This window comes from Zymobacter palmae, assembly GCF_003610015.1.
Taxonomy (GTDB): Bacteria; Pseudomonadota; Gammaproteobacteria; order Pseudomonadales; family Halomonadaceae; genus Zymobacter; species Zymobacter palmae.
This window is the reverse complement of the sequence record NZ_AP018933.1, coordinates 891,107-912,370: the sequence shown is the minus strand read 5'-3', so window position 1 is coordinate 912,370 and position 21,264 is coordinate 891,107. Positions and strand designations below refer to the sequence as shown.

Below are 21,264 nucleotides of genomic sequence, written 5' to 3'. Positions count from 1 at the left end.
CCATCGCAACGCACTGGCTCCGCCATTGTAGCGGCAGATGATGCAAATGTGTGCATTTCTATCGAACAGTGTTCCGTATTCCGATAGTGAGCGCTAGGGGATGACGATATACTCGATACAAGAATCCAGCGACAGGCCAATGCCTGCCCTCCTTCTTCTGTCCATCAGAGGTCGATCATCATGATGCAACGCGGATACCTTTGTGCCCTGCTTGTAGGCTTTATCGGCCTGTCGGCAGGCAATGTACAGGCCGATGATACCGGCTATACGCTGCCCTATCGCGACGTTCTGGCCATGCCTCAAGCGCAGGAACGGCTTGATCCTGCCGTACGGCTCTTCTTCGGCCAGCAACAGTTCCCCCAACCCACCTCGTGGCGTCACGACTACTTCGTCGATCGCTCGGGCAATGCCCTGTTCAAATCGGCTGAAAGCGCCTGTCGCAACGTTGCATTAGAAAACCTAGTAACGCTGCAAGAACGTGCACGCGCCGTAGGAGCCAATGCCGTGGTCAATATCGTCAGCGACTACTCGCGCTCGCCACGTAACGATAGCGACAGCTACCAGTGTCATGTAGGCAGCATGACAGCTAACGTGTCACTGAAAGGCACCATGGCGACATTGCCGGACTGACCGCACGCTCCACACGCGTTAGCATGCGCCTTCTATAGACCAAGTGAATGGAGAACCTTATGGCGACAACATCTGACTGGTGCCTGATTTTCGACTGCGACGGCACGTTGGTCGACAGTGAACCCCTGCTGGCCGACGAAATCGCCACCGCGTTCACATCGCTGGGCTTTCCATTCGTTCCCGATGATTACCTGCACGTTTACAGGGGCACCGCGTTCCTATCCATCCTTAACCAGCTTCAGGCGCGCCACGGACCGCTTCCAGTGACAACTGAGCAGGCTGCCAAGGCCGAGGCAGAGATGCGCGTGCGCCTACTGAAGCGCATGGAAACGGATATGGGGCTGATTGACGGCGCTGAAGAAGCACTCGACGCACTGGTGGACATCCCCCACTGCATCGCCTCTAACGGTCCAGGTAACAAGGTGCGCCTATCGATGCAGGTCACTGGCCTCGGCCGCTACTTCGGCGACCGCCTCTACTCCGGCTACGATCTGAAATGCTGGAAACCGGATCCGGGCATGTTCCTCAAGGCCGCAAAAGATCTGGGCAGCCGCCCCGAACACAGCATCGTCATTGATGACGCCTTGGTAGGAGTGAAAGCAGGGCTGGCAGCGGGCATGCACACACTGCATTTCAAGCCTCATCACCCTGACGAACCGACTCCGGAAGGCGCACTAGAACTGTATGACCTACGCGATCTGCCGCAGGTAGTGGCCCGTTTAATGGCCGAAATGCCGTAATAACACCACGCACGGGAAGCGGCCATCACCCTTTCCGTGCACTCAGTATTCATGGTTAGAAAAGCAATTTCAGGAAGATGGCGCGTGTAACGGCTGCCGTTTTGTTGGGCGCATCTAGCTTTTGCATGGCTTTACGCAGGTGGAAATTGATTGTGCTGGGGCTAAGCATCAATATCTCAGCGATCTGATCGGCTGTCTTACCATCGCTTGTCCAGCGCAGCACTTCTTTTTCACGCAGTGACAGCTGTATATCGGTATCGCTTCTTACCTTGTTCATTCGGCTCAGTACCGCTGTCGCGACCCACTGCATTCTGAAATCGACATTATCCAAATAGCGTTTGGTTAGGCTGTCACTGCTATCTGCATAGAAAACGCTGTACATGTTTTTCCGCTCGACCAACGACTGTGCCCATCCCCCACGATGACCAGAGCTGTAGTATTCCTCACATAGGTCAGGGATTTCCTTGAAGACGGCATCTTCGGTCGTTCCTTCCCATGAAAATGGCGTCATTGACCGAGCACAGTGACGTGACATGGGCGTTTCTAGGTAATCCCCATTCCTCTCACGTTCGTATGTCTTATCCTCTGCCGTATACAGTGTCATTATCTTGGGGGTTGCCAAAGGCAGCGGAATGAGGGAGCGAAACCCGCAGAATTCGAACCCAATAGGGGCTATGACCTTTATGGTGGCATCCAGCACATCCTGCATGCCGTTTGCGTTTTCTAGACCAGTGAATAGATCAACCTGCCAGTTGTTCATTTCAAGTGTCCTTTGATGTAATTGTTACTGGACATCCTCTTCTACATAGCGCCAGAAAAAGTGGCGATATAGCGCCTTCCTGACAGCGGTTTTCTTGTTGAATGCGTCCAGTTTCTTCGGCACGGCTCAGGTGGAAATTGGATCAGCCTGCATAATCGGGCGGCACGTCAAAACAACAGTCTAAGGAAGATGGCGCGCACAACGGCTGCCGTTTTGTTGGGCGCATCCAGCTTTTGCATGGCTTTGCGCAGGTGGAAATTGATCGTGCTGGGGCTGAGCATCAATATCTCAGCGATCTGATCGGCTGTCTTGCCATCGCCTGTCCAGCGCAGCACTTCTTTTTCACGCAGTGACAGCTGTATGCCAGAGGTATGCTTTATCTGATTCAGTCGGCTCAGTACCGCTGTCGCGACCCATTCCATTTTCAAGGTCACACGTTCAAGGTGTGCCGCTGTCATGCTGGTGCTGCTATCGGCATAGAACAGGCTGTACATGTTCTGTTTTTCGATCAACGACTGTGCCCAGCCGCCTCGATGGCCGTAACCGTAGTATTCTTCAAAAACCTCTGGCATCTGCTTAAAGACGGAATCTTCGGTGGTGCCTTCCCACACGAAGGGTGTCATTGATTGCGAACAGTGCACCGACATTGGTGTTTCCAGATAGCCACCGTTCCTTTCCTTCTCATACATCTCGTCTTCAGCGGTATAGGTCGTTATCAGCTGAGGACGAGAGAGCGGCAAGGGAAATAGCAACCGGAAGCCACAATATTCAAACCCGATGGGTTTTATGATCTTGGCAGTCACATCCACTATGTCTTGCACGGTATCGGCACGCCCAAGGCCCGTAAATAAATCAACCTGCCAGTTGTTCATTTCGAGTGTCCTTTGCTACTTGGAAGGTCATCCTAATAAAGAAGCCTGAGAAAAATGGCGCGCGCCACCGCCATATTGATATCCGTACAGCCCAGCAGCTTGCAGGCATTCTCCAGCACGGCATTGATCCACCGGAGAGGCTTATGCAGGACATCGGCGATCTCCTCGACGTGCGGACAGCCCTGCGCGTAGAGCCGCAGTATCTGCCGCTGTTCGGCCGTCAGGGCAATGTCCACCGTAGTCGGCAGTTCGTTGAGCCGCACATAGGCAGCGGCACATACCCATTGCAGGTGCTGATCGGCGCTGTGCATATCGGCGGCGGAAAATGGCTGCGTGCTCTCGACATAGAACATGTTGTAGTGCTGTTCATCGGTATCTATCGACTTGGACCAGCCCGCGTGGTGACCAAGACCGTAATATTCTTCGAACAGTTCGGGAGCCAGATGAAAAGCCTTGTCTTGGGTTGTTCCCAACCAACTGAAAGGTAAAGACGATTGCAAGCAATGGCGGGAACTCGGGGAATCATCATAGCGGCGGGCGCTTTCCTGCTGGTGCGCCATATCGTTCGAAGAAGTGATGGAGAGATGTTGCCCGCCCTGCGTATCACTCGATGCCAGTCGCCAGACACAGAAATCGAACCCGAAAGGACGCACGGCGGCAACGGAGGCGTCCATCACGCCCTGTAACGACTGGGCCGCATCCAGCGAGGAGAACAGGTCAATCTTCCAATTATTGGCGTTCATGGACCTATCCCCCTTCGGTTGTTGTGCATGCAGCGCTAGACAGTATTTGTCGGAGACGTTTCTAATCGCATCTTCGCGATGGAAATTAGCATCCGTAATACGCAGGAATACCCGTGGTATCTATAAGCCGCCAACTTAAAAGCAGATTGATTACTCTAAAGAAAATACGAATGCAGCGACTACTGTCTATAAGATCAGATCGCGTCGTTCAAGCGCACTACAAGCGCCCACAACAAAAGAAAGCCGCCTGATCGGGCGGCTTTCAAAGCTCGGTTCAATAGTGGGTGACCCGATGGTTTACCACAGCGAGCCACGTAGGACGATAGTGATCTCCTGAGATTCCTTGTCCACTAGACGAATGCCCATCGGCTGTTCGCCACCATCTTCAAGAATGGCATGCGCCTGATAGAAGGTATCGGTGACCTTGCGATCAAGTTCTACCTTGATGCATTCATGATTGGTATCGCCGCGTTGCATAAGCTGCGTGGTCAGCTGGCAGGCCTTAGTCGCAATGGCTTCTTCCTGCTGACTGGGTGCCGTCTTGTGGATATCGCTGTTGCAGCCGGCCAGTGCCAGCACACCACCCAGCACAGCAACGGACAGCATGCGTGAAACCTGTGCACTAAGTGTCGTGGTTGACATTGAAATTCTCCCCCTAAATGCTTAAGAAAAACTTTAATCACCCGTCCTATTATCCATTAACTTGATGAATATAAAAAGAAAGATAACGACATAGCGCTATTTGTCGCAGCGCATTGATCCCGCTGCAAAAAAGCGCAACGCATCAGCGCCGTGCAAGGTCTCCACGCATGCCATCTCTTGCCGTACACGTCCTTTATTCAGCGACTTCGACAGTGACGCTCTGGGCCTGCCACATTCGGGCATAGCGCCCACCGCTTGCTATCAGCGCTTGGTGCGTACCGCATTCGACGACACGCCCTTCGTCAATCACCGCAATCTGATCGGCACCGATGACCGTGGTCAGGCGATGCGCGACGATCACGACCGTCCTTCCCGTAACCAGTGCGTCGATGGCCTGTTGTACGGCGAACTCCGATTCGGAATCAAGGGACGCCGTCGGTTCGTCCAGCAAGACAATAGGGGCATCCTTGAGAATCGCGCGGGCAATCGACAGGCGCTGACGTTCCCCACCGGACAGCATGGCACCCACCTCACCGACCACGGTGTCATAGCCCTGTGGCAGCGCGTTCACGAAGTCGTGGATATTGGCAGCCTTGGCGGCATCCTTCATCTCCTGCTCGGTCGCCGAGGGGCGACCACACAGTAGGTTAGCGCGAATCGTATCGTCGAACAGCCAAACGTCCTGATACACCACCGAGATGGCGTGAGCGAGCTGTTGGGGCGTAAAGGTACGGATATCGACACCCCCCAGTGTAATGCTGCCCGACAACGGGTCTGCGAAGCGATTAATCAGCTGGGTGATGGTGGTCTTGCCGGCGCCTGATGGCCCTACCAGCGCTGTAATTTTGTGCTCAGGCAGCGTCAGCGAAACGTTATGCAGCAGTGCCTGATCGGGACGGTAACCAAAACTGACGCTCTTCAGTTCGACCGTCACGTCTTCTGGCATCGAAGCGCCTGCACCGCACGGCAGTGGTGCCACCTTCAGCAGCGCATTGATCCGCGACAGCGCCACTTCGGCCATTTCGAACAGCTTGCTCATGGTGGCGATGATGCCCAGCGGTTCGATTAGGTGTACAGCGATGACTAGCAGTGCTGCCAGCGTGGCGACATTCAGCCGCCCGTGTGCGACCAACACTCCTCCAACGGCAATCATCACGATCAGTGCCAGCTGCACGATAAGCTGGCACAGCGAGACATAGTACGCCGCAGAATGGCTGCCTTCCTGCTGCGCATCATGCTGATGCTCAAAGACGGCACTTAGACGCGGAGAATCGGCCCCCGCTTGGCCGGTCGCTTTAAACACTGCCAGCCCTGACACGTACTCGACGATCTGTGCGGCACTGGCCGCATCGGCGGCATCAACACGCAGGCTGTCCCGCTGGTAGAGCCGCTGTACTCGTCGGACAAGCGGCAACATGAGCCCTCCCGCGATGGCGAATGCTAACCCCAGCCGCCAGTCGATCAGCAGCATCAACACGATCATCAGCGCAGGAAGTGTCACCATCTGCACGAACAGCGTGGCAAGCGACGACAGTGCAGAGGCCGCTACATTGACGTTGCCACCAATGGTGTCAGCCAGTTCGCCCGCATCGTATCGACGCAGTGTCAACAGTGGTATGTCGTACAGGGCCTGCCCTAGCCGCAGGCGGGTATCACCGATCACGCGGTGCCAGCAGTGCCAAGTGAACCCCATGCTCTTCAGGCGCAGCATCGCTTCAGCCACCACTAACAGAGCATACAGTCCGAGCCACGGCCAGAGCCGTTCAAGCGGCACGGTAGGCGTACACATGATGTAGAACAACGGCACCAACACGGCATACGACATCACCTGAACCACTACCGCGGCCAGTACATAGCCCAGCGTGTGTCGGAACTGCGGGGCATAGCGACCCGCAATCAGCATCATCAATCTATATAGCCGTTTCATCGTGCCTCTCCTTGCCTGCCGCCATTCACGCCCCACTGCTGGGTAGCATCGTAGTGACGCCAAATGCGGGCATAGCGCCCCTCTTTGGCCAACAATGCGTGATGACGTCCCTGTTCGACTACGCGTCCGCTCTCGAGCACAACGATCTGATCAGCCTGAGTAATGGTGGACAGACGATGGGCAATGATCAGCACTGTTCTGCCTCGCATCAGACGGGCAAGGCCGGCCTGAATCTCGGCTTCATTTTCAGGATCGATATAGGCCGTTGCCTCATCCAGAATCACGATCGGCGCTTGAGACAGCATCGCCCGCGCAATAGTGATGCGCTGACGCTGCCCGCCGGATAGCCGGCCGCCACGTTCGCCCACTTGGGTCTGGTAACCGTCTTCCAGCACATTGACGATGAAGTCGTGTGCGTTGGCCGCCCGAGCGGCCCGTTCAACGTCGTCATCAGAGGCCTCGGGCTTTGCCAAACGAATGTTGTCCGCCACGCTACCCTTGATCAAAAACGGCTCCTGAAAAACGAAGGCCACCTGTTGGAGCAACGTGCGGCTGGCGATATCACGTAGGTCAATGCCTCCTATGCGGATGGCCCCTTGGCTGACGTCATAGAAGCGAGGAATCAGTCGCGCCAAGGTCGACTTGCCCGAGCCAGAGGTGCCGACCAGCGCACAGACCGTACCTTGAGGAATGGTCAGCGACACGTCAGTAAGGGCTGCCCCTCGCCCTTGCACAGCGTAGGAAAACGAGACGTGCTCGAAGCGGATGTCGAAACGCTGCGGCGTCTGGGGGAACTGCGTTTCGGGCAACGGTGGACGGGCCAGTATCTGACAGATGCGATGCGCTGATGCCTTGGCATCGTTCAATAGATTGGATAGAAACATTAGCGGCATGACTGCCTGCACCGGCAAGGTGCCGATCATCAGTGCCAACAGCAGATCGGTCAGCGAGATCATGCCCGCGTGCAGCATAGGCACCCCAAATAGCCCTAGCAGCAACAGGGTCGGCAGTGGTGCAATGAACACCGCATTAGCCTTACTGGAGCGGCGTGATGCCGCCAGCCACTGCGCCACTGCATGGGTGAAGTCCTCCACCCTAGCGCTGAAGCGCCGGAAGGCAACACGATCACCGTCGAAGGTGCGCACTACGGGCATCCCCTGCACGAACTCGATCACGGCCGCGTTAATGTTCTCACTAGCGGTACTGTAGCGCTCGCGCTGGGTCGCAAAGTCACGCGTCATCATGTACATGCACAGCATGATGACGGGCATCATCAAGCAGACCACGATGAAAAATTTCCACTGCACGAGCAGTAGCATCAGCAATGCCGCCAGCGGCTGGCTGACACCAACACCAACGAACGGCGATGCATCGGCAACCGCCGCATGCAGCCCTTTGACGTCATCGTGCATGATCTTCTTCAGACGCCCTGCCCCTAGCCCCTGCACCTCTCCGAGCGGCAGATGGGCCAGTGTTTCAGCAAGCCGCTTGCGAATCACGACTTCAAGATGAAAGGACGCGTCATGCGTGATGAGGTCAGCCAGATTGCGTGCCATGAAGCCGCCACACAGTCCCAAGGCGCCACCCACCAGCCAGTACCAGAACTCGGCAGCCAACGGCAAACCCACCGCCAGCTGCCCGACAGCATAGGCGCAACACGTCAGACCGATGACCGTTGATAAACCACCCGCAACGCCCAGTGCAACACCACAGCGAATGCGCGACCGTACCGTCGGTGACAGGCGGATCAACTGCTGAATGAGTTCGAATCCCTTCATCTCATATCTCCCCTTGAAAGAGCCGCATCGACACTGATGAACCTCATGACAAGGCCCATCACCAGACACGCCTGCTCGAACACGTTGTTTTGAGGGCCGTCATTGACAATGCAATCGTCGCTTGCGCGCATCACCTATCCGGCACACAGACAGGCTGCTCACGATGATAAGCGGGCGCACGTTACGCTATATGCACCATAGGAAGGTGACGCTCGGTCAACAAACGCCCTGAACACATGCGAGTGATCAACAGTCCTGAGGGGCACGCCCAATGAGAAGAGGTATCAGCTCCGGTGCTAGCGCTATACGCGTTCTTGCTGTGCCCCCCCGATGCTGGCATAGGCCAGCATCGCATGTGTAACGGGGTGCTTCGGTGCCGCAAAGACCTCACCAACGGCACCGCGTTCGACGATACCGCCCTCCCCCATCACCAGAATGTCACCGCCCAGCCGAGCGGGAACGGCCATGTCGTGAGTCACCATAATCAGGGTCATCTGCCGCTCGCGCCGCAGATGATCCAGCACATCCAGCAGTGCATTACGCCGTTCACTGTCGAGTGCGCTGGTCACTTCATCACACAGCAGAACATCCGGTGTCGCCAGCAAGGCTCTCGCCAGAGCCACGCGCTGGCGCTGACCGCCAGACAGCCGCTGCACCTTCACGCTCAGCAGGGATTCGGGCAACCCCACCCGCTGCATGGCATTGGCCAGCGCTTGTTCGCGAGCAGCACGCGGCAGTTCAGGAGAAAAGAGATGCAGTAAACGCCCTAGCAGCGCCCTGACCGACCAGAAAGGATTGAGAGAATCGTAGGGATCCTGCGGCACATACTGCAGGCAACGCTGTTGTTCACACGTACGCTCGTTTAGGCACTGCACCAGCGGCCGGCCGTGCAGCGTCAGCGATCCAGCCGATGCCGTATGAAGTCCCAGCAGGCAGCGCAGCAGTGTAGTCTTACCACACCCCGATTCACCGACGATGGACAAACAGCCTCCGCGCGCCAGCCGGAAACCAACGTCCTGCCACAGCGGCGCTGTCGCCCCATGACCACACTCCAGAGACTGCACACTCAGGATGGGCGACGATGTCGGAGAAGGGCGTTCGGAGCCAAGTACGGAGACGCGCCGCTGCGCCCTCATCAGACGCCGGCCCGCCAAACTGGTGGGTGCCGCAAGAAAATCAGCGACCCTACTCTGTTCGGCGATACGCCCTTCTTCCAGCACGATGAAACGGTCAGCGATACTGGCGGCCTGCTCTAGGCCGTGCGCGACCATCAGTACCGCGATTCCACGCTGGCGGGCAATCCGACGGATGTGCGTATACAGGGATTGAGTGGCGATACTATCCAGTGCGCTGGCGGGTTCATCCAGTACCAGCAGACGCGGCTGTCCCAGCAGCGCCAGAGCCAGCATGATGCGCTGACGCTGACCGCCAGACAGCTGATGAGGATAACGGCGCAAAAAGGCGGCATCCGCGGGTAGCCCAACATCCTGCAGCTGCTGAAGCAACCGAGCCGTGCGTGCCGCTCGAGGCAAACCAAGTGCGCGGGCACGCCGTTGCAGCACTAACCCCACACGCTGAAACGGCAGCAGTGCTGCTCGCGCATCCTGAGGCAGATAGCCAACATAGCGACGGCGAAGAAGGCGCTGACGCGCCGAGGGGATGGCCAGCATGTCCTCTCCAGCCAGCCAGATACCGCCCTGCGTTGCATGGCAGCCGTGCGGTAGTTCACCGAGTGCCGCATGCAGCAGCGTGGTCTTGCCACTGCCGGAGGCTCCGATCAATGCCACCACGTCTCCTGCCTCCAGCGCCAGCGATACCTGTTGCAGCAAAGGCTGGTCGGCGTGATGAATACTGAGCGAGCGAATATCCAGCACATCGCTGCACGGTGCGGTGCATACCGACTGCCGAGATAGCGGCGCCTTCGGATAGCGTTTCGGGCCGCGGGGACGAGCAACGATGCCATCAAGCAACAGGTTGGCGGGCACCAGCAGCAACAACAGCGCACCGACAGGCGCAAGCACCGCTAGCGGCTGAAGGCCTAACCCTTGGCTGTTCTCCATGATCATCAACCCCCAATCGGCCATGGGGGGCTGCGCGCCCAACCCCAAAAAACTGGCAGTAGCCATGATGAAGACCGCCGCAATGAAGCGTACGCCAACGTCGGCGACCACTAGCGGCCAAAGGTTCGGCGCAATCTCGTAGGCGAGGATCCACAGCGTTGACTCACCACGCAGTCGCGCGATATCGACATAGTCATGCTGCATGGCCTGCAGGGTCGCGGCCCGCGCAATGCGAATGATATCGACGGCGGATATCAACACGGCAGCACAGGCTGCACTGCGATACCCCGCTCCCAGCAGCGCTACCGTCACCATCAGCACCACCAAACTGGGCAGACTCTGCAGCACGTCGACCACAGACAGCACTAGGCGCTCAAGCCAGCCACCGCGCAGTGTGCTCAGCATCGCCAGCGCGCCTCCTATCAGCCATGCCGATACCACAACCGCCAGTCCCAACACGATCAACTCATGACCACCCACCAGTAAACGGCTCAACACATCAGCGCCCAGGTAGTCAGTGCCCAGCCAGTGATCAGCTGACGGCGGCGCAAAGGGCATATCGGCGATGTCATCTATGCCATAGGGCGCCAACAATGGACCGCACAGACTTATCAGCAGCGCCGTTGCCGCACAGAGCAGCAACAGCCACTGCGTCCAAGTCAACGATCGGCGAGCGGTCATGACGCCTCCCGCCTAGCGGCAGGGCTGGCCAACCGCGCCAGTCCATCCGCCAGCGCATTGACTACGACGGTAAAGGTGCAGATCAGCATCGCGATCGCCATGATGACCGGCACATCGCGGCTCTGCGTCGCGTCCAGCAGCGTCGAGGCCAGCCCTGGCCATGAAAAGAGGGTTTCAGCAATCAGCGCCCCGCTCAGCAGTGCCGTGACGTAGCGCGCTAGCAGAGGAACATAGGTGATCATCGCCATTGGCATGATCCAGTGCATGATCACCTGTCCCTCACTGAACCCGTTCAGACGCGCCATCTGACAAGCCTCGCTGCGGGTGGCTGCCAGCGTGCCTGCTCTGATTAAACGCACGTTCTGGGCCAGACAAACGCTCAACAGCGTCAGTACGGGCATCACCATAATCAACGCCCACTCACGGTATGACATTCCGTCATGCCACAGTGACAGCGCAGGCAGCCAGTGCAGTGTGAACGACAGTAATGCCACCAGTAGTGTACCGATCACGAACTCAGGCGTTCCTAGCCCGACCAGCGACAGTGTACTGATGAGACGATCACTCCACTGCCCTTCATGCAGGCCGCTCCACACGCCCAGCACAATCGCCAGCGGCACTAGCAGCGCGATCGTGACCGCGCCCAGTAGCAGCGAGGCCTTGCCACGCACCACCAGCAACGGCATGACCGGATCGCCACTGACGTCACTGTGGCCAAAGTCGCCGTGCAGCATGTGCATCAGCCACGTGCCATAGCGCGTTACAAAGGACTGATCGAGATGGAGCGCATGGCGTAGCGCAGCCACCTGGTCAGCGCCTCCGGTGCTGCCCAACCGCGCGGAAGCGGCATCACCGCGGATAAGTGACAGCAGCCAGAACAGTATGAGAGAAAGCACTAGCAGCGTGATGGCCACCTTACCGACCCGCCATAGCATGGCTTTGAAGATATGCACGCCGCCTCCTCAACCCGCCAGCCAGGCACTGCGCAGTGTGGGATAGTCAAAATAACCCGCGGCCTCAACGCCGTTGACGCGAGGAGAACTCAAAGCGATAGAAGGGATACGCATGAAAATGGCATCCCCCCCGTGGAAATACAGCGCTTCTTGAACATCGTGCACGGCGTTCACCAGCGCCTCCCCCTGTGCGGCTTGCAATGTCTGCATCAAGGCATTGAGTTTCGGTGAAGAAGGACCGGTAAACGGATAAGGCGCATGGCGACCGTAATAGAACGGCAGCGCGACAGGCAGCGGCATTGGGTGGAAATAGTTGGTTTTGAGGGGAGCATCGAACAGTGCATTAAGATCACTGTAATAGTCGGAAGCAGGCAGTTTGTTGAGACTCAGAGTGAATCCGGCAGGCTTGGCTTGGCGCAGCAGCAACGTCGCGCTTTCGGCCAGCCCCCAAGCATAGTTGCTGGTCAATATGGACAGGCTTGGCGGCGCCCCCGCCTTCTTGAGCAGCGCCTGTGCCCGCTCGGGGTCGTAGTGGCGTTGTGGCAGCGTACTGTTGTGCCACGGCTGACCCTGTCCCAGCGTATCATTGGCCACATCGCCCTTTCCAAACGATAGCGTGCGCACCATCGCCTCTCGGTCAATGGAGAGCTTCAATGCTTCGCATACGTCAGGCGAATCGAACGGCGGCTTACTGAGGTTCATTGAGAACATCAGACTATCCCAGAGGGCAGGCGGTGCCGTCACTACCTTGACGTTGGGATTATGTTGCTCAGTGAGGCCGCTTGTGAGTGCCACACCTCCTACATAATCGAACTGCCCCGCCTTCAATCCGTTGACGCGCGCGTTCATGTCCATGATGCCGTACAGCTGGATGCGATCCAGCAGCGGCCCACGCTCGCTGTCCCAGTAATCACTTCGCGGAGAGAAGGCATTGACGCTATCGCTGGACGACGTCAGTGTCCACGCCCCCGTTCCCGGCGCGTGATCAAGATCGCGCGTATCCGCAGGAAAGACGAACATGCCCTGCGCCAGCCGCCAGTCAAAAGCCCCGACGGGCTGCTTTAGTACCAGTGTCAAAGTGTAATCATCGTCAATGCGGGAGGCAGCGGTATCCAACGGGGCTAGCCAACCGCTCTGCGTGCAAGGGTTGCTCGCCAACACATGCAGGCTGTAGAGCACATCACGCGCCGTCAGCGGTCGACCGTCACTGAAGGTGATGCCGCGTCGGATTGTCAGTCGCCAACGGGTCGCTGTCCGATCGGACACCGCCGAGGTCATCAAGCGGTAGTCGATACGCCCATCATCGGTGTCGGCTAGCGCATCCCAGACCAAGCGTGCTCGCACATAGTCAAGAGGACTGCGGGTCGCCTGCAATACATTCATGGGCGTGCCAGCACGGCCAGCAAACGCCGCACGCAGCACTCCGCCACGACGCACCCTCGGTGCAGTGCCAGAAGGCATCTCTCCCGCTGCCAGCAGCGACCCCGGAAGCAGCAGCCCCCCCACGCCCAGTCCCCCAGCTTTCAAAAGAGCACGCCGACTCATGTTGCGCTTCATGCCTGACTCCCCCTGACACACAACCATCCAAGAACGTCATCGCTATCGGCGCAGTATGAGATAAAAGAGGGGCGACATCAATATAATGACAATCATTATCATTTGACACAAACACTCAACAATGGCCTCGATATGTACACCAAAGGCTACCAATGGCAAGGCATTCCGCCATGGTAACGTCAGCATATCCCTGCCGATGCTCAGCGCTCTTCCACCGCAGTCATACTCTATTTACCACCGCTATGTACCGCCACTCGATAACCAACACTGCGAGCCCAAACACTCCAGCGTCTTCTATCTATCTCCTGCGCAAAGTGCTACGTCGCCCCTCTAACGATCATGGCCCTCACTCATACGTCATCAGCATTCACACTCATGCGCATGTCTATGCGGGCAACAGGCGCTCCTATTTACACCCGGCCCATACGCAAAAGGCCCTGATCCGATTCAACGGATCAGGGCCTTGGCATTAGCGATAGGAACGTGCGCTACGCCCAGCGCGGCAGCGTGTCAAACAACACCCACCGGAAGCGTCAGTGCGCTTCATCCCAGTCTCGGCCTGCCCGCGCGTCAACGACCAATGCAACATCCAGATCGCCCGCTGCTTCCATGCGCTTACGCACTTCCACGATGAAGTTATCGACCTGCTCATCACGCACTTCGAACACCAGCTCATCGTGTACCTGCATGACCATCAGTGCATCCTGATGCGTATCGCGCAGCCAACGGTCCACATCAATCATGGCCCGCTTGATGATGTCGGCAGCAGTCCCCTGCATCGGCGCATTGATCGCCGTGCGTTCGGCGGCCTGACGACGGTTGTGCTGACGTGCGTTAATGTCCGGCACATAGAGGCGACGCCCGAAGACCGTTTCGACATAGCCTTGTTCGGCGGCCTGACGGCGGATGTCGTCCATAAAGCGTGCCACGCCCGGGTAGCGATCAAAATAGCGTTCGATATAGACCTGTGCCTGCGAGCGTTCGATGCGCAGCTGACGCGCCAATCCCCATGCACTCATACCGTAGATCAGCCCGAAGTTGATCGCCTTAGCGCTGCGGCGCTGTTCGCCGGTCACTTCGCCAAGCGGTACGCCGAAGACCTCGGCCGCCGTGGCCGAGTGGATATCTTGATCGTGTGCAAAGGCGTCCAGCAGCCCCTTGTCACCGGACAGGTGGGCCATGATGCGCAGCTCAATCTGCGAATAGTCCGCTGCGACGATGCGATAACCATCGCGTGCCACGAACGCCTTGCGAATCTGACGCCCCAGTTCGGTACGGACCGGGATGTTCTGCAGGTTGGGATCGGACGACGATAGACGCCCCGTCGCAGTCACCGCCTGATGATAGCTGGTGTGCACACGCTGCTGATGATCGACCAATTGCGGTAGCTTGTCGGTATAAGTCGATTTTAGCTTCGACAACCCGCGATGCTTCATGATGACCTTGGGTAGCGGATAATCGAGTGCCAGTTCTTCCAGCACGGCTTCGGCCGTGGAGGGGGCTCCTTTAGGGGTCTTCTTCAGCACAGGGATCTTCTGCTCTTCGAACAAAATTTCTCCCAACTGCTTGGGCGAGCCCAGATTGAACTCGCGGCCTGCCAAAGCATAGGCGTCCTGTTCACATTGCTGGATCTCGGCCGCCAGCGAAGCGCTTTGCGCATCCAGTGCCGCCGCATCAATCTTGACGCCGTTGCGCTCCATTTGCGCCAGTACGCGGATCAAGGGCGTTTCCAGCGTATCGAGCACCTCTTCCAGCCGCCCTTCCCGTGCCACGCGCGGTGCCAGCACGTCATACAGACGCAGTGTGACGTCGATATCCTCGCAGGCATAAGGCGCGGCTTCTTCCAGCGCGACCTGATTGAAGGTCAGCTGCTTCACCCCTTTACCCGCGACATCTTCGAAACTGGTCGTGGTGTGGCCTAGGTGTGCCAGCGCCAGCGAATCCATGTCATGACGGTTGGCGGTGGAATTCAGCACATACGACATCAGCATGGTATCGAGCAGTGTTCCCGACACACCGATCTCATAGCGTGCCAGCACCTCGATATCGTACTTGAGGTTATGGCCGAGCTTGGCAATGGCGGCATTCTCGAACAGCGGCTTAAGGCGCGCCAGTACCTGACGGCGATCAAGCTGATCAGGCGCGCCGATGTAGTCATGCGCCACCGGCACATAGGCTGCTTCGCCGGGCGCTAACCCCAACCCGATACCGACGATCTCGGCTTCCATATAGTTGAGGCTGGTCGTTTCGAGGTCGAAGCAGAAACGCTCGGCCTGCTCTAAACGCGCTACCCATGCCTCGAACGCTTCGGGTGTCAGCACCGTTTGATACTGATCCTGCGTGATGGGTGGCAGTTCGACGCTTTCGGCCTGATCATTCTCGTCATCATCACCGAATAACGCCCCCTGCGGCCCAGTAGAAGGGGCCTGAGCCGCGACCGCAGTGCTGGTCGTCTGGGCCGTGCGAGATACGCTGCTGAAAGTGCCGTTGTCCAGTTCTTTTAGCCAGCCTTTGAACTCTAGGTCGGCAAATAACTGATGCAACGCGCCGATATCGGGCGCTGGCAACGTCAGATCACACAGCGACACGGGCAGTTGGCAGTCAGTTTTGATCGTGGCCAACTGATAAGACAGGAAGGCCTGCTCACGATGCTCGGCCAGTTTTTTAGGCATGGACTTCGCCCCACGGAAGCTCAGCGCCGTCACTGCCTCTAGGTTTTGATAGATGGCGTCCAGCCCACCCTCAATGCCGGTCAGCAGTGCCAGCGCGGTCTTCTTGCCCACACCAGGCACCCCGGGGATGTTGTCGACGCTGTCGCCCATCAGCGCGAGAAAGTCGATGATGCGCTCGGGCGGCAAACCGAACTTCTCGGTAACGCCGTCAATATCCAGCGTTTCGTTGGTCATCGTATTGACCAGCGTGACGTGGCTGTTGACCAGCTGCGCCATGTCCTTGTCGCCGGTTGAGATAATGACCTGACGCCCTTCATCGCGCGCCTGATCAGCCAGTGTTCCGATCACGTCATCGGCTTCGACGCCTTCAACACACAGCAGCGGCAGCCCCAAGGCTCTCACGCATGCGTGCAGAGGCTCGATCTGAGCGCGCAAGTCATCAGGCATCGGCGGTCGATGGGCTTTGTACTGATCGAACAACTCGTCGCGGAAGGTCTTGCCCTTGGCGTCAAATACCACTGCCATCGGGCTGTCCGGCCAACTGTTGATGAGACTGCGCAGCATCGACACCACCCCTCGGATGGCCCCCGTCGGTCGGTTATCCGACGTCGTCAGTGGCGGCAACGCATGGAAAGCGCGATAGAGATAGGCAGAACCATCAACCAGAACGATGGGGGGCACGGCTTGGGCAGTCATGGTAACTCCACACGGGAACGGGTCTGTCGCGCTGCGCGCAGGACAACGGCGCACAGCCAGAAGAAATGGGCATCGTGCCACGGTAACTCGCCTTTGGCACAGGCATGGAACGAAGAAGGCATTAGGCCGCTCCACCCCGAGACACGGTGGCCTACATCACGGCCAGGCCCGCGAAAGTCAGCGCGCAATACCACCCGACAATGGCACCTCCCAAGGTCGACGTGGCGTACGCATCGGCTACCGCTTACACTGCGTGATGTCTTATGCCATTCTATCGTAATTGGACGGCACGCGCAGATGATCAAGCAGGAGGCACTCATGCAGCATACGCAATCAGGTCGACGGTTCGCCCGTCTGGCTCTAGGTCTGGTCGTGACGGCCGCCGTTCCGAGTCTTACGACAGTGGCGGCCCACGCCGACGACAAGCCTGCGGCAACACAGGCTCAGCAGCAGACACCCGATATCACCACACGTCAGGAAAAAGATCAGACGATCGAAGAGTATCGTATTCACGGTAAGCTGTACGCGATCAAGATCACGCCCAGTCGAGGCGAACCATACATGCTGGTTGACCACTCCGGCGACGGCAACTTCCAGATGGAGCGCAACCTGCGAATTGCTATTCCAGAATGGACCTTGCTCCGCTGGTAGCCTCTCGCACGACGGTTCCAATCAGAAACGACCGCTTGGCACTCAAGCGGTCGTTTTGCTGTCAGTGACATGAGCGGTAGGCCTTCCGTATACTCAGCGAATTCCTGTTTTATAGAGTCAACGCTGACTCCCACAACAACACATTCCAACACTGCTTCAGGATACCGAACGTATGGCGGTTTTCACCCCTTTGAACGCAGACCAGGTCTCTTCCTTTCTCGAACGCTACGATGTAGGCACCCTTGACAAACTCGCGGAAGTCGCGGGTGGAACGGAAAACTCCACCTTCTTCGTCACGACCGATCAGCAGCGCATGGTGCTGACCCTTTTCGAGCAGGGCGGAACGGATGAATTGCCATTCTTCGTCGATATGCTCGACTTTCTAGCCCATCACAATTTGCCCGTCCCTGGCCCGATTGCCGACCGCAGTGGACAGGCACTCCAGACGCTGGCTGATCGCCCTGCACTGCTGTTCCCTCGCCTACCCGGCAGCTCTCCTGAAGCCCCCACCCCTGCCCAATGCACCGAAATAGGGCGCTTTATGGGGCGCATGCACCAAATCTCACACACCTTCGACGGCCAGCGCGGTAACCAACGCGATCATCACTGGGTCGAACGCCAGATTCCCCGCGTACTGCCGTTCTTATCTACGGACGAACAGGCGCTGATGACTCGTTATGGCCACGCGCTCTGCGACCGCTTCAGTAACGCCCCAGCTCTTCCGCAAGGTGCTATCCATGGCGACCTGTTCCGCGACAACTCGCTGTTCGAAGGTGATCATCTGGGCGGTGTCATCGACTTCTATAACGGTTGCGTAGGTGACTTCATCTATGACTTGGCCGTTCTGGTCAACGACTGGTGCCATACAGAAGACGGCACACTGGACGAAGTTCGCTACAGCGCCATGATCAACGCCTATGTGCAGGAACGCCCCGTAACCGATACGGAGCGCGACTATTGGCACGATATGCTGAAGCTGACCGCGCTGCGCTATTGGCTGTCACGACTGCTGGTCATTCACGTTGACCAACCGGCCTTCCAGCTGACGCCCAAACCGCCGCGCCAGTTCCTTGATATCCTCAACGCTCACTACGCGACACGCCTGTCCGACCTGCCCTAAATATAAAGGGCCATTCGATTGCACCAAGCATCTGCATGAAAAATGCGACAAGGGCGACCTGTTTAGGGTCGCCCTTGTCGTTGATGCATCGTGCGCCGTCATGCTTCACAGCAGAAACAGTGCGGCATGTCCGTTCCTCAAGATACTGGGGCTTTCTGCGCCGTACGCGATGACGCCACTTCTTCGCCCTTCAGTACTTCGACACGCACCTGCGCTACCCCTTGCCCAGTCATGTTCATGCGCTGTGCCGCCGCCGTGGACACATCAAGAATGCGGCCTTTGACGAACGGTCCACGATCGTTGACACGCACAACGACCTGACGCTGATTAGACAGATTGGTCACGCGGATGCGCGTTCCGAAAGGAAGCGTGGGATGAGCCGCCGTCAGTTCATTCTGATTGAACCGTTCACCGCTGGCGGTCAAGCGGCCGTTAAGCGCCGCACCACCGTAATACGAGGCTTTTCCCTGCTGAACACGGGAAGGTGACGTCTTGTGCTGAACAGCAATCTTACGCTCGAAAGCTGCCGGTTTGGTGCGTGAAGGCGTGGCTTTGGGCTTTTCTTTCTTAGGAGGAGTGTGCGGCGTGGGCTTAGACGCGGCACGACGTTCGGGAGACTTCTGGCGCCCCTGTTGAGCCTGGGGCTTGGCGGCATGCTCATGGGCCTGAGCAATATGCATCTGGAACGACAGGCAGCTTACCAACAGAACCAGCAGCGCCTTGAACCCGCACCATCGCTGGCGATACGACGATTGTTGCAGCGGCCTTTGGGCCTTTACCGAATGCTTGTTCATGAAAGGAAGGACTCCACAAACGGCCGCTGAAGCTACATGCAGCGACCCGAAAATAAGGGGAAAGCAATAGGCCTACGGCGGCCCGTCTTTTTTTATTGACACCATTGAACCACATTCAGGGCGCACCGCGCAGACCAATCCACTACGCTTGACTCGGCTTTTCATCATTTTTGCGCATGCATCATCATGGTGCACGATACAGCAGCCTTTGCGCATGAGCAGCGTAAGAAAAGACGCCTCTCACCCTCAACATATTGAAAATAAATACAAAAAAACAAAAAGGCCGGAAAAATGCTTACCCGCAGGGCATGTAGCCATCACGCCTACTCTACCTACGAACGCTATCACTCTTGCTTCAGGAGCCGGGATATGTTGCCGAAACGCCTCACGTTTTCATCTTATCGGACAGGATGGCCGCTCGCCGTGCTGGGCGCGCTCATGGCCTGGTCAGGCGCGGCTACCGCAGATACGGCCACGCTCAACAGCGGTGACACGGCTTGGATGCTGACCTCATCCGTATTGGTACTGGCCATGACCATTCCTGGCCTGTTTCTGTTCTACGGCGGCCTTGCACGTAGCAAAAACGTACTGTCGGTGTTGATGCACTGCTTCAGTCTTACCGCCATCGTCAGCGTGTTGTGGGTGCTCTATGGGTACTCGCTCGCCTTCGACGACGCCGGTATGAAGGAAGGAGAGCTCAACTTGCACTCCTTTATCGGCGGGCTAAGCCATATCGGCCTGCGCGATCTGACAGCAGCAGCCGTACACGGCACAATTCCAGAAAGCGTCTGGATCATGTTCCAGATGACCTTTGCGATCATAACACCCTCACTGATTGTAGGTGCTTTCGCCGAACGCATGAAATTTTCAGCCATGCTGTGGTTCTCGGTGCTGTGGGTCTCCCTGGTGTACTTCCCGGTAGCCCACATGGTGTGGGGCGGCAGCGGCGCGTTCATGGGCAGTGACTGGGGCGTTATCGACTTCGCGGGGGGGACGGTTGTACACATCAACTCCGGTATTGCCGGGTTGGTCGCCTGCATTATGCTGGGGCGCCGCAAAGGCTATCCGACTCAGCACTTGGCCCCGCATAACCTGACCTACTCCGTCATCGGTGGCAGCTTGCTGTGGCTGGGCTGGTTCGGCTTCAACGCTGGCTCTGCCGCTGCTGCAGACGGCAACGCCGGGATGGCGATGCTAGTGACACAGGTGGCCACTGCTGCCGCAGCACTGGCTTGGATGTTCCTCGAATGGTTCCGTGCTGGCAAACCCAGCGTATTGGGTGCCGTCACAGGCGCCGTTGCGGGACTGGTGGCTGTCACGCCTGCCGCCGGTACGTGTGGTCCGTTGGGTGCCCTTCTACTGGGTGCTATCACCAGCGTGGTCTGCTTCTTCACCTCAACGACCGTCAAGCACTTCTTCGGCTATGACGATGCCTTCGACGTGTTCGGCGTTCACGGTACAGGCGGTATCGTCGGCTCCATCCTGACCGCCGTCTTCGCCGCGCCGCTCTTCGGCGGTAACGGCAATGGTGCCGTGGACTACGCCATGGGCGTGCAGCTGTGGGCACAGGTCAAAGGTGTGATTTTCACCGTGCTCTATAGTGGGATTATCAGCTACATCATCCTACGCGTGCTCAAGTCCACTCTGGGCCTGCGTGTCAGCGAAGAGACGGAAGCGACCGGCCTTGATCTAGCCGAACACAGCGAACGCGGCTACAACCTGTAATTACTAGCACAAATCAATAACCTAGTCGCATCCACCGGGCAGGAGAGGGTTCTCTCCTGCCCGTTGTGCGTTGTGCGTTGTGCGTTGTGCGTTGTGCGTTGTGCGTTGGGTGTTGGGTGTTGGGTGTTGGGTGTTGGGTGTTGGGTGTTGGGTGTTGGGTGTTGGGTGTTGGGTGTTGGGTGTTGGGTGTTGGGTGTTGGGTGTTGGGCAGGCCTTTTCCTTCGTTCACTGGCCAGATGCTGTCGGCATTACTCCCGTTCTTC

At 57.8% G+C, this 21,264-nt stretch carries 17 protein-coding genes; 5 read left to right on the top strand and 12 right to left on the bottom strand.

Features of this window, described 5'->3' with window-relative positions:
- The first annotated feature begins 180 nt into the window (after positions 1-180).
- The gene (locus ZBT109_RS03990; RefSeq protein WP_038279651.1) at positions 181-630 is read left to right on the top strand and encodes a YbjQ family protein; all 450 of its coding nucleotides are present in this window, start codon (positions 181-183) and stop codon (positions 628-630) included.
- Positions 631-689: 59 nt separating this feature from the next.
- On the top strand, positions 690-1,370 hold the full coding sequence (locus ZBT109_RS03985; RefSeq protein ID WP_027706271.1) for an HAD family hydrolase: 681 nt from the start codon (positions 690-692) through the stop codon (positions 1,368-1,370).
- Positions 1,371-1,425: 55 nt separating this feature from the next.
- Here the strand turns inward: ZBT109_RS03985 and ZBT109_RS03980 are convergent, their stop codons facing one another.
- The 11 genes from ZBT109_RS03980 to ZBT109_RS14070 form a co-directional block, all read right to left on the bottom strand.
- Positions 1,426-2,130 (bottom strand): helix-turn-helix transcriptional regulator, encoded by a 705-nt coding sequence (locus ZBT109_RS03980; RefSeq protein ID WP_051524229.1) that lies wholly within the window; start codon positions 2,128-2,130, stop codon positions 1,426-1,428.
- Between the two features lie 167 nt (positions 2,131-2,297).
- Positions 2,298-3,002, bottom strand: a complete 705-nt coding sequence (locus tag ZBT109_RS03975) for a helix-turn-helix transcriptional regulator (RefSeq protein ID WP_051524228.1) — start codon at positions 3,000-3,002, stop codon at positions 2,298-2,300.
- A gap of 32 nt (positions 3,003-3,034) precedes the next feature.
- A complete protein-coding gene (locus ZBT109_RS03970) occupies positions 3,035-3,745 on the bottom strand; it encodes a helix-turn-helix transcriptional regulator (protein ID WP_027706270.1) in 711 nt (236 codons plus the stop codon).
- 297 nt (positions 3,746-4,042) lie between these two features.
- Positions 4,043-4,387: a hypothetical protein gene (locus ZBT109_RS03965; protein ID WP_027706269.1), complete on the bottom strand. Its 345-nt coding sequence runs from the start codon at positions 4,385-4,387 to the stop codon at positions 4,043-4,045.
- Between the two features lie 193 nt (positions 4,388-4,580).
- Positions 4,581-6,314: an ABC transporter ATP-binding protein gene (locus tag ZBT109_RS03960; protein WP_038279648.1), complete on the bottom strand. Its 1,734-nt coding sequence runs from the start codon at positions 6,312-6,314 to the stop codon at positions 4,581-4,583.
- Positions 6,311-8,092, bottom strand: a complete 1,782-nt coding sequence (locus tag ZBT109_RS03955) for an ABC transporter ATP-binding protein (protein WP_027706267.1) — start codon at positions 8,090-8,092, stop codon at positions 6,311-6,313. The genes ZBT109_RS03960 and ZBT109_RS03955 overlap by 4 nt, the downstream gene beginning before the upstream one ends.
- Before the next feature lie 302 nt (positions 8,093-8,394).
- The gene (locus ZBT109_RS03950; protein WP_051524227.1) at positions 8,395-10,833 is read right to left on the bottom strand and encodes an ABC transporter ATP-binding protein/permease; all 2,439 of its coding nucleotides are present in this window, start codon (positions 10,831-10,833) and stop codon (positions 8,395-8,397) included.
- Positions 10,830-11,786: an ABC transporter permease gene (locus tag ZBT109_RS03945; protein ID WP_027706265.1), complete on the bottom strand. Its 957-nt coding sequence runs from the start codon at positions 11,784-11,786 to the stop codon at positions 10,830-10,832. The genes ZBT109_RS03950 and ZBT109_RS03945 overlap by 4 nt, the downstream gene beginning before the upstream one ends.
- Positions 11,787-11,795: 9 nt before the next feature.
- On the bottom strand, positions 11,796-13,343 hold the full coding sequence (locus ZBT109_RS03940; protein WP_027706264.1) for an ABC transporter substrate-binding protein: 1,548 nt from the start codon (positions 13,341-13,343) through the stop codon (positions 11,796-11,798).
- A 533-nt stretch (positions 13,344-13,876) separates the two neighbouring features.
- Positions 13,877-16,711 carry a DNA polymerase I gene (polA, locus tag ZBT109_RS03935; protein WP_027706263.1) on the bottom strand — a complete coding sequence of 945 codons (2,835 nt, stop codon included), beginning with the start codon at positions 16,709-16,711 and terminating at the stop codon, positions 13,877-13,879.
- On the bottom strand, positions 16,708-16,833 hold the full coding sequence (locus ZBT109_RS14070; protein WP_267878436.1) for a hypothetical protein: 126 nt from the start codon (positions 16,831-16,833) through the stop codon (positions 16,708-16,710). The genes polA and ZBT109_RS14070 overlap by 4 nt, the downstream gene beginning before the upstream one ends.
- Before the next feature lie 196 nt (positions 16,834-17,029).
- On the opposite strand from ZBT109_RS14070, the gene ZBT109_RS03930 reads away from it, so the two are divergent.
- Positions 17,030-17,362, top strand: coding sequence for a DUF2782 domain-containing protein (locus ZBT109_RS03930; protein WP_051524226.1), 333 nt, complete (start codon positions 17,030-17,032; stop codon positions 17,360-17,362).
- 172 nt (positions 17,363-17,534) lie between these two features.
- Positions 17,535-18,482 (top strand): homoserine kinase, encoded by a 948-nt coding sequence (locus tag ZBT109_RS03925; RefSeq protein ID WP_027706261.1) that lies wholly within the window; start codon positions 17,535-17,537, stop codon positions 18,480-18,482.
- A 137-nt stretch (positions 18,483-18,619) separates the two neighbouring features.
- Here the strand turns inward: ZBT109_RS03925 and ZBT109_RS03920 are convergent, their stop codons facing one another.
- A complete protein-coding gene (locus ZBT109_RS03920; protein WP_169734035.1) occupies positions 18,620-19,276 on the bottom strand; it encodes a septal ring lytic transglycosylase RlpA family protein in 657 nt (218 codons plus the stop codon).
- 369 nt (positions 19,277-19,645) lie between these two features.
- On the opposite strand from ZBT109_RS03920, the gene ZBT109_RS03915 reads away from it, so the two are divergent.
- Positions 19,646-21,001: an ammonium transporter gene (locus tag ZBT109_RS03915; RefSeq protein WP_051524225.1), complete on the top strand. Its 1,356-nt coding sequence runs from the start codon at positions 19,646-19,648 to the stop codon at positions 20,999-21,001.
- Positions 21,002-21,264 lie beyond the last annotated feature (263 nt).

Bases quoted from the DNA above. Each gene is read 5' to 3' on its own strand.
- ZBT109_RS03980 (WP_051524229.1), bottom strand. From the start codon at position 2,130: ATGAACAACTGGCAGGTTGATCTATTCACTGGTCTAGAAAACGCAAAC.
- ZBT109_RS03960 (WP_038279648.1), bottom strand. From the start codon at position 6,314: ATGAAACGGCTATATAGATTGATGATGCTGATTGCGGGTCGCTATGCC.
- ZBT109_RS03915 (WP_051524225.1), top strand. From the start codon at position 19,646: ATGTTGCCGAAACGCCTCACGTTTTCATCTTATCGGACAGGATGGCCG.
- ZBT109_RS03990 (WP_038279651.1), top strand. From the start codon at position 181: ATGATGCAACGCGGATACCTTTGTGCCCTGCTTGTAGGCTTTATCGGC.
- ZBT109_RS03985 (WP_027706271.1), top strand. From the start codon at position 690: ATGGCGACAACATCTGACTGGTGCCTGATTTTCGACTGCGACGGCACG.
- ZBT109_RS03970 (WP_027706270.1), bottom strand. From the start codon at position 3,745: ATGAACGCCAATAATTGGAAGATTGACCTGTTCTCCTCGCTGGATGCG.
- ZBT109_RS03965 (WP_027706269.1), bottom strand. From the start codon at position 4,387: ATGTCAACCACGACACTTAGTGCACAGGTTTCACGCATGCTGTCCGTT.
- ZBT109_RS03925 (WP_027706261.1), top strand. From the start codon at position 17,535: ATGGCGGTTTTCACCCCTTTGAACGCAGACCAGGTCTCTTCCTTTCTC.
- ZBT109_RS03955 (WP_027706267.1), bottom strand. From the start codon at position 8,092: ATGAAGGGATTCGAACTCATTCAGCAGTTGATCCGCCTGTCACCGACG.
- polA (WP_027706263.1), bottom strand. From the start codon at position 16,711: ATGACTGCCCAAGCCGTGCCCCCCATCGTTCTGGTTGATGGTTCTGCC.
- ZBT109_RS14070 (WP_267878436.1), bottom strand. From the start codon at position 16,833: ATGCCTTCTTCGTTCCATGCCTGTGCCAAAGGCGAGTTACCGTGGCAC.
- ZBT109_RS03975 (WP_051524228.1), bottom strand. From the start codon at position 3,002: ATGAACAACTGGCAGGTTGATTTATTTACGGGCCTTGGGCGTGCCGAT.
- ZBT109_RS03940 (WP_027706264.1), bottom strand. From the start codon at position 13,343: ATGAAGCGCAACATGAGTCGGCGTGCTCTTTTGAAAGCTGGGGGACTG.
- ZBT109_RS03930 (WP_051524226.1), top strand. From the start codon at position 17,030: ATGCAGCATACGCAATCAGGTCGACGGTTCGCCCGTCTGGCTCTAGGT.
- ZBT109_RS03920 (WP_169734035.1), bottom strand. From the start codon at position 19,276: ATGAACAAGCATTCGGTAAAGGCCCAAAGGCCGCTGCAACAATCGTCG.
- ZBT109_RS03950 (WP_051524227.1), bottom strand. From the start codon at position 10,833: ATGACCGCTCGCCGATCGTTGACTTGGACGCAGTGGCTGTTGCTGCTC.